The 12,541-nt window shown below is 58.5% G+C and carries 16 protein-coding genes and 1 tRNA gene; 8 read left to right on the forward strand and 9 right to left on the reverse strand.

Annotated elements, in window-relative coordinates:
- Both CAG25_RS26705 and CAG25_RS26710 read left to right on the forward strand, forming a co-directional pair.
- Positions 1-496: ParB N-terminal domain-containing protein (locus tag CAG25_RS26705; RefSeq protein WP_158090096.1), on the forward strand; the 496-nt coding region annotated here is incomplete at its 5' end.
- Complete coding sequence (locus CAG25_RS26710) at positions 493-921, forward strand: hypothetical protein (protein ID WP_085613477.1); 429 nt, start codon at positions 493-495, stop codon at positions 919-921. The genes CAG25_RS26705 and CAG25_RS26710, both read left to right, overlap by 4 nt.
- A 28-nt stretch (positions 922-949) precedes the next feature.
- Here CAG25_RS26710 and CAG25_RS28705 read toward each other — a convergent pair whose 3' ends face one another.
- The 4 genes from CAG25_RS28705 to CAG25_RS26725 all read right to left on the reverse strand — a co-directional run bounded on the left by CAG25_RS28705 (position 950) and on the right by CAG25_RS26725 (position 2,666).
- Positions 950-1,114, reverse strand: a complete 165-nt coding sequence (locus CAG25_RS28705) for a hypothetical protein (RefSeq protein ID WP_169429543.1) — start codon at positions 1,112-1,114, stop codon at positions 950-952.
- A 122-nt stretch (positions 1,115-1,236) separates the two neighbouring features.
- Positions 1,237-1,659, reverse strand: coding sequence for a YMGG-like glycine zipper-containing protein (locus CAG25_RS26715; protein ID WP_039769957.1), 423 nt, complete (start codon positions 1,657-1,659; stop codon positions 1,237-1,239).
- Positions 1,660-1,797: 138 nt separating this feature from the next.
- A complete protein-coding gene (locus CAG25_RS26720; protein ID WP_007952176.1) occupies positions 1,798-2,166 on the reverse strand; it encodes a glycine zipper domain-containing protein in 369 nt (122 codons plus the stop codon).
- A 311-nt stretch (positions 2,167-2,477) separates the two neighbouring features.
- A complete protein-coding gene (locus CAG25_RS26725; RefSeq protein ID WP_039769953.1) occupies positions 2,478-2,666 on the reverse strand; it encodes a hypothetical protein in 189 nt (62 codons plus the stop codon).
- Between the two features lie 242 nt (positions 2,667-2,908).
- Between CAG25_RS26725 and CAG25_RS26730 the strand changes: the two genes are divergently transcribed.
- Positions 2,909-3,187, forward strand: a complete 279-nt coding sequence (locus tag CAG25_RS26730) for a hypothetical protein (RefSeq protein ID WP_064594653.1) — start codon at positions 2,909-2,911, stop codon at positions 3,185-3,187.
- A gap of 42 nt (positions 3,188-3,229) precedes the next feature.
- Here CAG25_RS26730 and CAG25_RS26735 read toward each other — a convergent pair whose 3' ends face one another.
- Positions 3,230-3,550 carry a YbjQ family protein gene (locus tag CAG25_RS26735; RefSeq protein ID WP_039769949.1) on the reverse strand — a complete coding sequence of 107 codons (321 nt, stop codon included), beginning with the start codon at positions 3,548-3,550 and terminating at the stop codon, positions 3,230-3,232.
- Positions 3,551-3,701: 151 nt separating this feature from the next.
- Positions 3,702-3,791, reverse strand: a tRNA-Ser gene (locus CAG25_RS26740).
- A gap of 307 nt (positions 3,792-4,098) precedes the next feature.
- Between CAG25_RS26740 and CAG25_RS26745 the strand changes: the two genes are divergently transcribed.
- The 3 genes from CAG25_RS26745 to CAG25_RS26755 all read left to right on the forward strand — a co-directional run bounded on the left by CAG25_RS26745 (position 4,099) and on the right by CAG25_RS26755 (position 6,833).
- Positions 4,099-4,788 (forward strand): crotonase/enoyl-CoA hydratase family protein, encoded by a 690-nt coding sequence (locus CAG25_RS26745; RefSeq protein WP_085613478.1) that lies wholly within the window; start codon positions 4,099-4,101, stop codon positions 4,786-4,788.
- A gap of 216 nt (positions 4,789-5,004) precedes the next feature.
- Complete coding sequence (locus CAG25_RS26750; RefSeq protein ID WP_085613517.1) at positions 5,005-5,727, forward strand: 1-acylglycerol-3-phosphate O-acyltransferase; 723 nt, start codon at positions 5,005-5,007, stop codon at positions 5,725-5,727.
- A 134-nt stretch (positions 5,728-5,861) separates the two neighbouring features.
- On the forward strand, positions 5,862-6,833 hold the full coding sequence (locus tag CAG25_RS26755; protein ID WP_064594647.1) for a magnesium and cobalt transport protein CorA: 972 nt from the start codon (positions 5,862-5,864) through the stop codon (positions 6,831-6,833).
- Positions 6,834-6,875: 42 nt separating this feature from the next.
- Here the strand turns inward: CAG25_RS26755 and CAG25_RS26760 are convergent, their stop codons facing one another.
- The 3 genes from CAG25_RS26760 to CAG25_RS26770 form a co-directional block, all read right to left on the reverse strand.
- Positions 6,876-7,598 carry an amidotransferase gene (locus CAG25_RS26760; RefSeq protein WP_085613479.1) on the reverse strand — a complete coding sequence of 241 codons (723 nt, stop codon included), beginning with the start codon at positions 7,596-7,598 and terminating at the stop codon, positions 6,876-6,878.
- A 95-nt stretch (positions 7,599-7,693) separates the two neighbouring features.
- Entirely contained in the window at positions 7,694-9,838 is a 2,145-nt protein-coding gene (locus CAG25_RS26765) for a 3-hydroxyacyl-CoA dehydrogenase NAD-binding domain-containing protein (RefSeq protein ID WP_085613480.1), read from the reverse strand.
- 17 nt (positions 9,839-9,855) lie between these two features.
- Positions 9,856-11,061 carry an acetyl-CoA C-acetyltransferase gene (locus CAG25_RS26770; protein WP_085613481.1) on the reverse strand — a complete coding sequence of 402 codons (1,206 nt, stop codon included), beginning with the start codon at positions 11,059-11,061 and terminating at the stop codon, positions 9,856-9,858.
- Between the two features lie 284 nt (positions 11,062-11,345).
- Here CAG25_RS26770 and CAG25_RS28530 point away from each other — a divergent pair, with 284 nt between their 5' ends.
- Together CAG25_RS28530 and CAG25_RS26775 are read left to right on the forward strand one after the other, a co-directional pair.
- Positions 11,346-11,549, forward strand: a complete 204-nt coding sequence (locus tag CAG25_RS28530; RefSeq protein WP_143491825.1) for a hypothetical protein — start codon at positions 11,346-11,348, stop codon at positions 11,547-11,549.
- Positions 11,550-11,686: 137 nt separating this feature from the next.
- Complete coding sequence (locus tag CAG25_RS26775; protein ID WP_085613482.1) at positions 11,687-12,466, forward strand: cytochrome c; 780 nt, start codon at positions 11,687-11,689, stop codon at positions 12,464-12,466.
- Positions 12,467-12,541: the final 75 nt, after the last annotated feature.

A 12,541-nucleotide genomic window follows, 5' to 3' on the forward strand; every position in this document is an offset into this window, starting at 1 on the left:
GGCGGGTGGACTGAACCAGTACCAGTACGTGCCGAATCCGACGGGGTGGGTGGATCCGTTGGGGTTGACCTCCAATTGTCCGCCGCCGAACAAGCCGGGATGTACGGTGCCGGATAACGTTAGTGGCAGTATGGCAATCGAGGGCAACCCACCGTTGCCTATCGTTAATCACGGTGTTGACCCAAAATCTTTAAAGCGGACGCATGCGATTTCAGGAAAAACCTCAACTAAAGAAGTCGAGAAAATGGTGAATACAATGCGAAGCACGGGCTACGACAATCGATACCCCATAGACGTAGCGGAACACCAAGGCGAACTCTACATTTTGGATGGCCACCACCGCGCCGCCGCCGCTAGACAAACCTCCACCAACGTCAGTATTAAGCTAATAACAAATATTAGAGAGCACCACGGCACTCTAAACACCATTGAAGAGGTGTTGGAATCAGCACAAAGTATCGGAAACGACAGACTAGAGCACCGTAGAAGAAAATGACCAGACCTGAAATCACACTTGAAGATCTGATAACCGACTTCCTATCTAAAGTAGATATCGGCACGAAGCTATTAGAGGAAAAATTCGGCACCCGCAATATTCTGAGACTATGGCGCTCCAAACAAATAGAACGATGCGGAGAAATAAAGAATGGCGTTCAGTATGAGCTCCACGGCATTGGGTGCTTCATAATTTTTGCCACAGAGTCCGTGAATTTTGACTACGGGTCAGGCGATAGAATTGATGGATTTGATATTTGGCGCCTCTATTCATATGCCACCGACCGACCATTCAGATACAAAAAGTATTGTGACAAACAAACTCTCGAAAAAGAATTTAGAGAATATTTGTCCTCAAAAAAAATAGAAAAAATGTCTCCAATGGATGACCTGTATGTCCTGACAAGTCCTAATCAAACCCAATAAAACCCGGATGCGACAAGCATGCACCCCATTACTCATCATCATCAAAATCCTCATACTCAAGCTCCTCCTCACCCTCCATAAGCGGAACCGTCGCATCATCCATCAACGACCCCGGATCTTCATTCCCCGGATCATTGATAAACGGCAATCCGCTCGGGCCTTTTTCTTCCTTGCCTTCGGTTTCGGGGGTCATGGCGCACCTCATTAATCTCAAATGTGTAAACGTTCGAAAAGTATGGCCGCTAATCGTTCCAGCGCATGACGCGCAGGCGCAAAAAACCCGGCATAAAGCCGGGTTTCCGTAGAACCGATCACTCAACGATGACGATTCTTGTGTTTGTACTTGTGCTTATGACCACCGCCGGAGTGCGACTTGCCGCCATCGTCACCCAGGTTGTTGCCGACCGCGCCACCCGCCGCGCCGCCCAAGCCTGCGCCGATGGTCGAACCGGTGGAGCCGCCGAGGCTGTTGCCGATCACTGAACCGCCAGCGGCACCGAGGCCACCGCCAATGGCGGCTTCCGTGCGATTGCGTTTGTTCGCGCCGACGGCACTACCGGCCGCGCCACCAACGCCAGCACCCACCGCAGCACCGGTGCTGCCGCCGAGTTGGCCGCCAACCACGTTGCCCAGCGCGCCACCCAATCCGCCACCCACGGCGGCTGTGCCATCACCAGCGGCCATGGCGCCTTGGGCCACCAGTAATCCCAAAACCAATGCGGATAATGTCAAGCGCATACAGACCTCACAGGTCCCGGATCGGGACGGTTCGCCCGCGGAGGGGGGCTATGTGGCATTGGAGGCGAATTCGGGAAAAACGTTCAGCAACGAAAAGGCCCGGCATCAAACCGGGCCTTTTCAGACATGCGTTGGCAATCAGTGACGTTTGTGACCCTTGGACAGATTGCTGCCCACCGCGCCACCGGCTGCACCACCCAGACCAGCACCGATAGTGGCGCCCGTTCTGCCACCCAGGCTGTTGCCGATGACCGAACCGCCCGCCGCACCGACACCGCCGCCGATGGCTGCTTTGGTACGAGCACCTTTCTTGGCAGCCAGTGCACTGCCGGCCGCACCCGCTACACCAGCGCCAATCGCTGCACCGGTGCTGCCGCCCATTTTCTGACCAACCACGTTACCCAATGCGCCGCCCAGACCACCACCCAGTGCGGCAGTACCATCGCCAGCCATTGCACCTTGAGCAACCAGAAGCCCCAGAACCAGAGCAGGTAGAGTTAAACGCATGACGAAAACCTCAACAAAAGGAATTAAAAAAGGGCGCAGATTGAATGCTGTTGCCGCGGCGATGTCCAGCGTTGCAGCGCACTTGGCGCCGATTGGACAGCGAATACGGAAAAGGTTTAATGACGGGCAAAAAAAAGCCCGCTGGGGAGACGGGCTGGAGACTTGCTTTCTAACGGATGGCTTCACCCTACTCAGGCGGGTGTGAAAAGTTTGTGAAAAAACCGGACAAAAGCTTCAATCAATGTAGGACGCTTCTCTACCAGGCAGGCATAAAAAACCCCGTTCAATGACGGGGCTCTCCGGGATAGAACTCACTTTCTGGAGCGGGTGGTGACCTTGGGCAGAAACTTCGCCTTCGGGCCCTTGGGTGCCGTGGACTTGATCTTGCCGGTCTGCACCGGATCCTCGCCAAACCCGGCCTGATACTCCGTCTGGCCGCAGCGCACGCAATTGTTGAATGAAAATTCAGCCCCGTCGTCTTCGATGTACGGATCAGTCATCTTTGCTCCCCTTCTCAAATGCGGGCCGACACTGGCAAACCCTTTTGCCTGAAAAAATATCGACCTCCAAGGCTTTTGAGACTAGCCGGTCATTCCTAGACTTGTGGTTCAGACCACCCGGAGCCCGACGAATGGCCTACGGAAATTAAACACATTGGGGAACCGTTGGTCCCATGCGGCTAAAGATTTGCGGCGACCGGCCGCTGCCCTTTTTCCTACGCAATGAATCTCAAGGAGAGAACATGGAAATCAAAGGATTCCCGACACTGCCTGTTGTAAAACTCACGGATGAACAGATCGCCGCCGGCAAGGCCGGGGCGGAGAAACTCAAGGAAAAGATCGCTTCGGGTGAAATCGTCATCAAGCAGCCGACCGGACCGAGTCCGTTGCAGCCTGGCGTGATCTACCACCCGGACCCCGTTCAGCCAGTTCAACCCGGCGATACGCCGCCTCTCGTCGCGATCGACACGCCGCTGACCTACGATTCGAAAGGCACTATCCTGCTCAAACCGCAGGGCTGATTATCAGCACAGAGCCCATTCCGTTGAATGGGCTCACTAGCCTCAGCGCAACTTGACCGCCGTACCGGTCGCAAACACCACCACCATGCCACCCTTCCCTGCCGGCATGCTGATCTCGAAATCCACCCCGACCACCGCATCCGCCTGCAAAGCCCGCGCACGTTCCTTGATCTCGTCAGTCGCCTGGATACGCGCTTCCTTCAACGCCCGCTCCAGCGTCTGCGAACGCCCGCCAAAAAAGTCCCGCATACCGGCGAACATATCGCGAATCACATTCACGCCCTGCACCGACTCGGCACTGACGATGTCCAGATACGCCGTAATCTGCCGGCCTTCGATGGAGTGGGTGGTGGAAATGATCATGGAGGTCGTCCTTTTACATACCGGATAAAACCGCGATTGTAATGCCCTGGCAAAGGGAAGCCGAAGCAATCTCTGTGACCAAAAACCAGACGCCAGAATGCACAAAACCCCTGGCTTCTTTCGAAACCAGGGGTTTTGTTTACATCGAATTTGGCGGTGAAGGAGAGATTCGAACTCTCGATACAGTTTCCTGTATACACACTTTCCAGGCGTGCTCCTTAAGCCACTCGGACACTTCACCGTATCTCTTCAAACATGTTCTGTCTGTCGAGGCGCGCTAATGTAGTCGAAAGCTTTTCTGATGGCAAACTTTTTTTCAGAATTTTCATGCGGTTAAGCGAAAAAGCCGCGACCGCCATCGAGAGTCCATGACGATCCGGCCAATCTCGGGTAAACGCGGCCCTTCTATATAGGCGCGCAGGCGTCAGGCACCGGGCGCGTTGCAGCGCATCGGCCAGTAAACAGTGACTGGCGGGTCAGTCACAGTGCTTTACCTGACCGGCGACGGTGGGTAACGTCTGCCCATCTTTCTTATAAGGAATTGCGCCATGAGCGACCTGATTGCCTACCACCTCGAAGACGGTATCGCGACCCTGACCCTGAGCAACGGCAAGGTCAACGCCATTTCCCCGGACGTGATCGCGGCCTTCAACGCGGCGCTGGATCAGGCGGTGGCGGATCGTGCCGTTGTGATCATCACTGGCCAGCCGGGCATTCTCTCTGGCGGCTACGACCTGAAAGTAATGACCGCCGGCCCTAAAGAAGCCGTGTCTCTGGTGACTGCGGGTTCGACTCTGGCCCGTCGTCTGCTGTCGCACCCGTTCCCGGTGATCGTTGCTTGCCCGGGCCATGCCGTGGCCAAGGGCGCGTTCATTCTGTTGTCCGCCGACTACCGGATCGGTGTCGACGGCCCGTTCAGCATTGGTTTGAACGAAGTGCAGATCGGCATGACCATGCATCACGCCGGTATCGAGCTGGCTCGTGACCGCCTGCGTCGCTCGGCCTTCCATCGTTCGGTGATCAATGGTGAGATGTTTGATCCGCAAAGCGCAGTGGATGCCGGTTTCCTCGACAAGGTTGTAGCGGCCGAAGAGCTGCAAGGCACCGCCCTCGCCGCTGCGCGTCAGTTGAAGAAGATCAACATGACCGCGCACAAGAACACCAAGTTGAAAGTGCGCAAGGCGCTGCTGGAAGCCCTGGACAACGCGATCATTCAGGATCAAGAGCATCTGGGCTGATAGCCGGCTTGCACCGATTCAGAAAAGCCCGACCGTCGTGTCGGGCTTTTTCTTACACGCCCAGTTAAAAACTCTGCGGCAGCTCTAGGACGCCTCTGACCAACAAGTCGGAAACATGCGCTTAAACATCGCCCATCTCCGGACTCTATAGCGGCAATTGCCGAAAACAGTGCACATCCGTACACTGCGCCACCTTTTGTCCCGATGGGCCTGAAAATGCTGTTCGTGTTTCGTATGTTGTTGATGGGCCTGCACTTTATTCTGGCGGGAATCCTCGGTGTGATCCTCGGGCTGTGCCGCCCATTCAATCCGGACAACAGTCGCCTGTGCGCCCGTCTCTATGCACTGCCGGCCATGTGCATTTTGCGTTTGCGGGTGAAAGCCGATGTCGGGCCGTTGATGAACAAACCCGACAGCTGCGTGATCATCGCCAACCATCAGTCCAACTATGACCTGTTCGTGTTCGGCAACGTGGTGCCGCGCCGTACCGTGTGCATCGGCAAAAAGAGCCTGAAGTGGGTGCCACTGTTCGGGCAACTGTTCTGGCTGGCGGGCAACGTGTTGATCGATCGTGGGAACGCGCACAAGGCGCGTCAGTCGATGCTGACCACCACCGACACTTTGCAGCACAAAGACACCTCGATCTGGGTCTTCCCGGAAGGCACCCGCAACCTGGGTGAAGAACTGCTGCCATTCAAGAAAGGTGCGTTTCAGATGGCCATCGCCGCCGGGGTACCGATCGTTCCGGTGTGTGTCAGCAGCTACATCAAGCACATGCGCCTGAACCGCTGGCACAGCGGGAAAGTTCTCATACGCTCGTTGCCGGCGATTCCTACCGCTGGCCTGACCATGGATGACATGCCCATGCTCATCAACCAGTGCCGCGAACAGATGCGCGAATGCATCGATGCGATGGACCGGCAGCTGCAAGCTGCGTGAAAAAGAAGCCCGCCCTGTGCGGGTTTTCTTTTGCCCGGTGAACTGTGCAGATTTCACTGACTCTCAAGCAGCGACACGGCTAAGCTGAAGCCATGTCTCCCCTGCCATCTGCCAAGAAGAAGTGAATCACCACCATGGGTCGAGTTGTTGCTGCTGCGGTTTACAGCGCTGGTAAGAAAGTCACCAACATTTCCCTCGACGAAGGCGCGGCCTGGGCCGCCAAGACCGGCCACTTCGTCTGGATCGGCCTCGAAGAGCCGAGCGCCCAGGAACTGTCCAACCTGCAACGCCAGTTCAACCTGCATGAACTGGCCATCGAAGACGCTCTCGAAAAACACAGCCGGCCGAAGCTGGAAACCTTTGGCGACGCGCTGTTCATCGTCACCTACTCGCCGGTGCGCGAACACGGGATTCTGCAGTTCATCGAAACCCATATCTTCGCCGGTAACGGCTACATCATCACCGCCCGCAACGGTCATTCGGCGTCCTACGCCCAAGTGCGCCAGCGCTGTGAGGCACGGCCGCTGCTGCTGGAACACGGGGAAGATTTCGTACTGTATGCGCTGCTGGATTTCGTGATCGAGAACTATCAGCCGGTGGGCGAAGCGATCCACGCCGAGATCGATGAGCTGGAACGCAACGTGCTGTGCAGTGCGCTCAATGAACACGACATCCAGAAACTCCATGGCCTGCGCCGAGACGTCTTGCGTTTGCGCCGTTACGCGGCGCCGATGGTGGAAATCGGCGAGGAGCTGCAGAAGCTGAGCTTCCCCTTCATCGACAAGAACATGCGCCCGTATTTCCGTGATGTGCAGATCCATGTGACGCGGCAGATGGAAGACCTGACCACCTTGGCCGACATTGCAAGCCAGACCATCGAAATCGGCGTGCTGCTGGAAGCCTCACGACAAAGCGTGGTGCAACGAAAATTCGCTGCGTGGGCGGCGATTCTGGCGTTCCCCACGGCAGTGGCGGGGATCTACGGGATGAACTTCCAGAACATGCCGGAGCTGAGCTGGCACTACGGTTATTTCGGCGTGCTGGGCTTTATCACGGTCGGCTGCGTGAGCCTGTGGGCAAGCTTCAAGAAATCGGGCTGGTTGTAAGTTAAAAAAACGCCCCCGTGCAAAGCACGAGGGCGTTCGAATTCAAGCGGCGGTCGGCTTGTGCGACACGAAGCGCATCATCCATTCCGCCACGGTGGTGCCGTGGTGCTGATGCTCAAGGCTGGCCACACCCTTGCTGTACACCTGCTCGCCCAGCGCTTCCTGACGCAGATCCAGCAGCGCTCGCGAATAGTCGTGAATGAATTCCGGATGACCCTGGAAGCACAGCACCTGATCGTTGATGTGGTACGCGGCGAACGGGCAGAAATCGCTCGATGCAATCACCGTCGCGTTTTCCGGCAACGCCGTCACCTGATCCTGGTGGCTGATCAACAGCGTCAGCTCTTCACGCACCGGGCTCATCCACGGCGCCTTGGCCGCCAGTTTGTAGTTGTGGATGCCGACACCCCAGCCCTGCGTGGCGCGCTCGCTCTTGCCACCCAGCAGCAGCGCCAGCAGTTGATGGCCGAAGCACACGCCGAGCAGTTTGTCGCCGCGCTCATAGCGGTTCAGCAAGTATTGCTTGAGGGTCTGGATCCACGGATCGGTGCCGAACGAGTCGGCCTTGCTGCCGGTGACCAGGTACGCATCGAAGGTCAGGTCATCACTCGGATAATCGCCCTGCATCACGTTGTACACCGTGAACTCGGCGGCGATCGGCTGTTGCGAGAACAGGCGCTGGAACATCTGCCCGTAACCCTGATATTCATCGACCAGTTCCGGACGCAGGATGTCGGTTTCCAGAATGCAGATGCGTAGCGACATAAAAAATACCTGACACGTGATGGGAATAATGCACACGCCAGAGCCTGCCTTGAAACCACCCGGCAAGGCAAGCCCCGAAATGCGTCCCCGCCCCGTTAGAACAACTCGCCCTTCGCGGCTTTTTCCAGTAGCAACGCAGGCGGTGCGAAACGCTCGCCGTACTGTTCCGCCAGGTACTGCGCCCGCGCGACAAAGTCCTTCACGCCATATTGGTTGATGAACTGCAACGCGCCGCCCGTCCATGCCGCAAAACCGATGCCGAAGATCGAGCCGACATTGGCGTCCGCCGTCGAAGTCAGCACGCCCTCCTCCACACAGCGCACGGTTTCGATGGCCTGCACGAACAGCAACCGATCACGTACATCCTTCGGCGAAATCTGCCCATCGGCTTTTTCGAAACGGGTTTTCAGTTCGGGCCACAGATGTTTCTGCCCCCCCGCCGGGTACTCATAAAAACCGCCTCCCGCTGCCTTGCCCGGCCGCTTGTATTCGTTGAGCAGCAAGTCAATCACGGCGAACGCCGGGTGCTCAATCAGCGGTTTCCCTTCTGCCTGCAGGTCTTTGGCCGTTTGCTGACGGATATGGCTCATCAGGCTGAGGGAAACTTCGTCGGAGATCGCAAGAGGCCCGACAGGCATCCCGGCCTTGCGGGCTTCGGTCTCGATCATCGGCGCACTGACGCCCTCACCCAGCATGGCAATGCCTTCATTGGTAAAGGTGCCGAATACTCGAGAAGTAAAGAAGCCGCGACTGTCGTTGACCACAATCGGGGTTTTCTTGATTTGCAGTACGAAATCGAACCCGCGTGCGAGGGTTTCGTCGCTGGTTTGCGCGCCTTTGATGATTTCCACCAGCGGCATCTTTTCCACCGGGCTGAAGAAGTGCAGGCCGATGAACTTGCTTTGATCCGGCACTGCGGTCGCCAACCCCGTGATGGGCAAGGTCGACGTGTTGGAAGCAATCACCGCGTCGGCGCCGACCACCTGCTGTGCTGCTGCCGAGACCTTGGCCTTGAGATCACGATCCTCGAATACCGCCTCAATGATCAGATCGCAACCTGCCAGATCGGCGTCGCTTTCGGTCGGATGGATGCGCGCCAGCACCGCTTCACGCTGCTGCGCAGTCATCTGCCCGCGAGCGACTTTCTTGTCCAGCAATGCCGCCGAATGCGCCTTGCCCTTTTCCGCAGCCGCGAGGTTGACGTCCTTAAGCACCACGTCGATCCCGGCCACAGCGCTGACGTAGGTGATTCCCGCCCCCATCATTCCGGCGCCGAGGACGCCCACGCGCTTCGTCACATAAGGCGCAAAACCCTGTGGCCGCGATCCGCCGGCGTTGATTTCATTGAGCTGGAACCAGAACGTGCCGATCAGGTTTTTCGAGATCTGGCCGGTGGTCAGTTCGGTGAAGTAGCGGGTTTCGATCAGGTGCGCCGTGTCGAAATCCACCTGCGCGCCTTCCACAGCCGCGCACAGAATCTTCTCCGGCGCCGGCAACGTGCCCTGGGTTTTGGTGCGCAGGATCGACGGCGCAATCGCCAGCATCTGAGCAACTTTCGGGTTCGACGGAGTGCCGCCGGGAATCTGATAACCCTTCACATCCCAACGCTGCACGGCCGCAGGATTGGCCAGAATCCAGGCCCGGGCCTTGGCCAGCAGCTCATCGCGATCCGCCGCCAGCTCATCGATCAACCCGGCCTGCAACGCCTGCTGCGGACGGACTTTCTTGCCTTCAAGCAAATACGGCAAAGCCTTTTCGATGCCAAGCATCCGCACCATCCGCACCACGCCACCGCCACCCGGCAACAGGCCGAGGGTCACTTCCGGCAAACCGAGTTGCACCGATGCATCGTCCAGCGCCACGCGGTGGTGGCAGGCCAGGCAGATTTCCCAGCCGCCGCCGAGCGCCGCGCCGTTGATCGCCGCGACCACCGGTTTGCCGAGGGTTTCCAGGGTGCGCAACTGGCCCTTGAGGGTCAGCACCATGTCATAGAAGGCCTTGGCTTCGGGCTTGCCGACCTTGATCAGTTCATTCAGGTCGCCGCCAGCGAAGAAGGTCTTCTTGGCCGACGTGATGATCACCCCGGCGATCTCATCTTTTTCCGCCTGCAATCGGGCGACGCTTTCGGCCATGGCCTCGCGGTACACCGCGTTCATGGTGTTGGCGCTCTGGCCCGGCATGTCGATGGTCAGGAGGACGATGCCGTCCTGGCCTTTTTCGTAACGAATGGCTTGGGTCATGACAGGATTCCTTGGGGTCAGAGGCGTTCGATGATGGTGGCGATGCCCATGCCGCCGCCGACGCACAGCGTCGCGAGGCCGTAGCGCAGGCGTCGGGCTTCCAGTTCATCGAGCAAGGTGCCGAGGATCGCGCAACCGGTGGCACCCAGCGGATGGCCCATGGCGATCGAGCCACCATTGACGTTGACCTTGTCCGGATCTACGGCCATGTCCTTGATGAATTTCAGCACCACCGAGGCGAACGCCTCGTTGACTTCAAACAGGTCGATGTCTTCCACCCGCAGCCCGGCCTTGGCCAACGCCTTGCGAGTGGCCGGCGCCGGGCCGGTGAGCATGATGGTCGGATCGGTGCTGGTGACCGCCGTGGCGACAATCCGCGCCCGGGGTTGCAGGCCCAACGCGCGTCCCTTGGCCTCGGAGCCGATCAACATCAGCGCCGCGCCGTCGACGATCCCCGAGCTGTTGCCCGGCGTGTGCACATGATTGATCCGTTCGACGTGGCTGTAGACCCGCAGTGCCGTGGCGTCGAAGCCCATCTGGCCAATCATTTCGAAACTCGGTTTGAGCTTGCCCAGACCTTCAAGGGTCGACTCAGCTCGGATGAACTCATCGTGATCGAGCAGGATAATGCCGTTCTGGTCCTGCACCGGCACCAACGACCTGTTGAACGAACCGTCGGCCCGGGCACGGGCGGCTTTCTGTTGCGAGTGCAGCGCATAGGCATCGACGTCCTGCCGGCTGAAGCCTTCAAGGGTGGCGATCAGGTCGGCGCCGACGCCTTGTGGCGTGAAGTGGCTGTGCAGATTGGTCTGCGGGTCCAGCGCCCAGGCGCCGCCGTCGCTGCCCATCGGCACGCGGGACATGGATTCGACGCCGCCGACCACCACCAGCTCTTCGAACCCGGAGCGCACTTTCATCGCTCCCAGGTTCACCGCTTCCAGCCCGGAAGCGCAGAAGCGGTTGATCTGCACGCCGGCGACGCTGACGTCCCAATCGGCCACCTGCACGGCGGTCTTGGCGATGTCCGAGCCCTGATCGCCAATCGGCGTAACACAGCCAAGCACCACGTCATCGACCTGGCTGGTGTCCAGCGCCGTGCGTGCCTGCAAAGCGGTCAGCAGCCCGGCCACCAGGTTCACCGGCTTGACGCTGTGCAGCGAACCGTCGGCCTTGCCCTTGCCACGGGGCGTGCGTAACGCGTCGAAAATCAAAGCTTGGGTCATGACGTCCTCGAACCTGTGCGGTGAGTGAAATTCGTGCTGTCACTGTTGTCTTCGCAGGCGACGGATTCAATGACCACAGCGCTCAATGACGTTGACGCGCACGCTCAGACGGACGGTCATCCATGGCTTGGTTAACCGGTTCAGGTGCGCGAGCTGTCTAGCAAACGGGCGGCAAAGAAGCTGGCAATGGGCCTCATGCCTTTTTAATCGCGACCAGCAGCAAGTACATACGAAATGGATCTAAGCGAAGCGTGACGCGGGCCCTAAGGTGAAGATGTACGTTGTTGTCGTCGGGTTTTGCCGAGGCAGACGTTCTTCAACAGGAAGTGCAGCGCTTGCCATCATGGATATGCAGGCAGGCATCAGGAAATAACAAAAAAGGCGGTCAAGCCATGTTCAAACAACCGAAAGTACGGCAAGCAGGGCTCATTCTTTTCGCCACGACGCTGTTGTTGATTCTGCCAAACCTGACCAAGGTCATCGGCTGATTCAAGCGGCAGGTATTGTTTATCGCCACTGAAAATGTGACTGGCCCGCTACCCGGGCCAGCGTGGCTGTGCCAACCTTTGCGCACTTCCACGACACGGACGGCGATCACTTGAAAACGCTCATTCTATTCGGGGCCATGCTGCTGAGCATGCCTCTGTCTGCCGCGCAGCTGAACCTGGAGCTGGGCGCGAACAGCCGCACCTGGCAGACCGAGGAGCTGCTCAAGCATCCTCAGGTACAAACCCTCACGGTCAAGAATGATGTGTCCTACAAGAAGGACATGACTTATCGCGCCGTGCCGATGGCCGCGCTGCTGACCGGCATCAAACCGGACGATCACCTGCAAGCCGTAGCGCTGGACGGTTTCGCCGCCGAGCTGTCCGCCGCGCCGCTACTGAACAATAAAGGCTCGCGCGCCTGGCTGGCCATCGAGGATCCGGCGCAGCCCTGGCCGCCGCTGTCGGAAGGCAAGCACAGCGCCGGGCCGTTTTATCTGGTGTGGACCGATCCGCAGGCCGGCAATATCAGCCCGGAACAATGGCCATTCGAAGTGGCGAGCATCAAGCGCATGGCACCGGTGGCCGAGCGCTTCCCTGCCCTGTTGCCGGACCCTGCGTTGAAGGCCGATGACCCGGTGAATCAGGGGTTTGCGCTGTTCCAGAAGAACTGCCTGGCCTGCCATCGCCTGAATGGCGCGGGCGATGCGCAGTTTGGGCCGGATCTGAATATCCCGTACAACCCGACGGAGTACTTCGGCGCGGATTTCCTCAAGCGCTACATCCGCGATCCTCAAAGTCTGCGCCAGTGGCCGCAGGCGAAGATGCCGGGGTTTACCGCCGAGGTGTTGCCGGATGCGGATCTGCAGAAGCTGATCGGGTATTTGCAGCATATGGCCGGGCGCAAGGTTAAGCCTTGATGCCTTCCTTGTGGGAGCGAGCCTGCTCGCGATGCGGTGTCTCAGTCATGCACGTGCCGGCTGAAAGATTGCCAT

It is taken from the genome of Pseudomonas sp. B16(2017) (assembly GCF_002113205.1).
GTDB lineage: Bacteria > Pseudomonadota > Gammaproteobacteria > Pseudomonadales > Pseudomonadaceae > Aquipseudomonas > Aquipseudomonas pharyngis.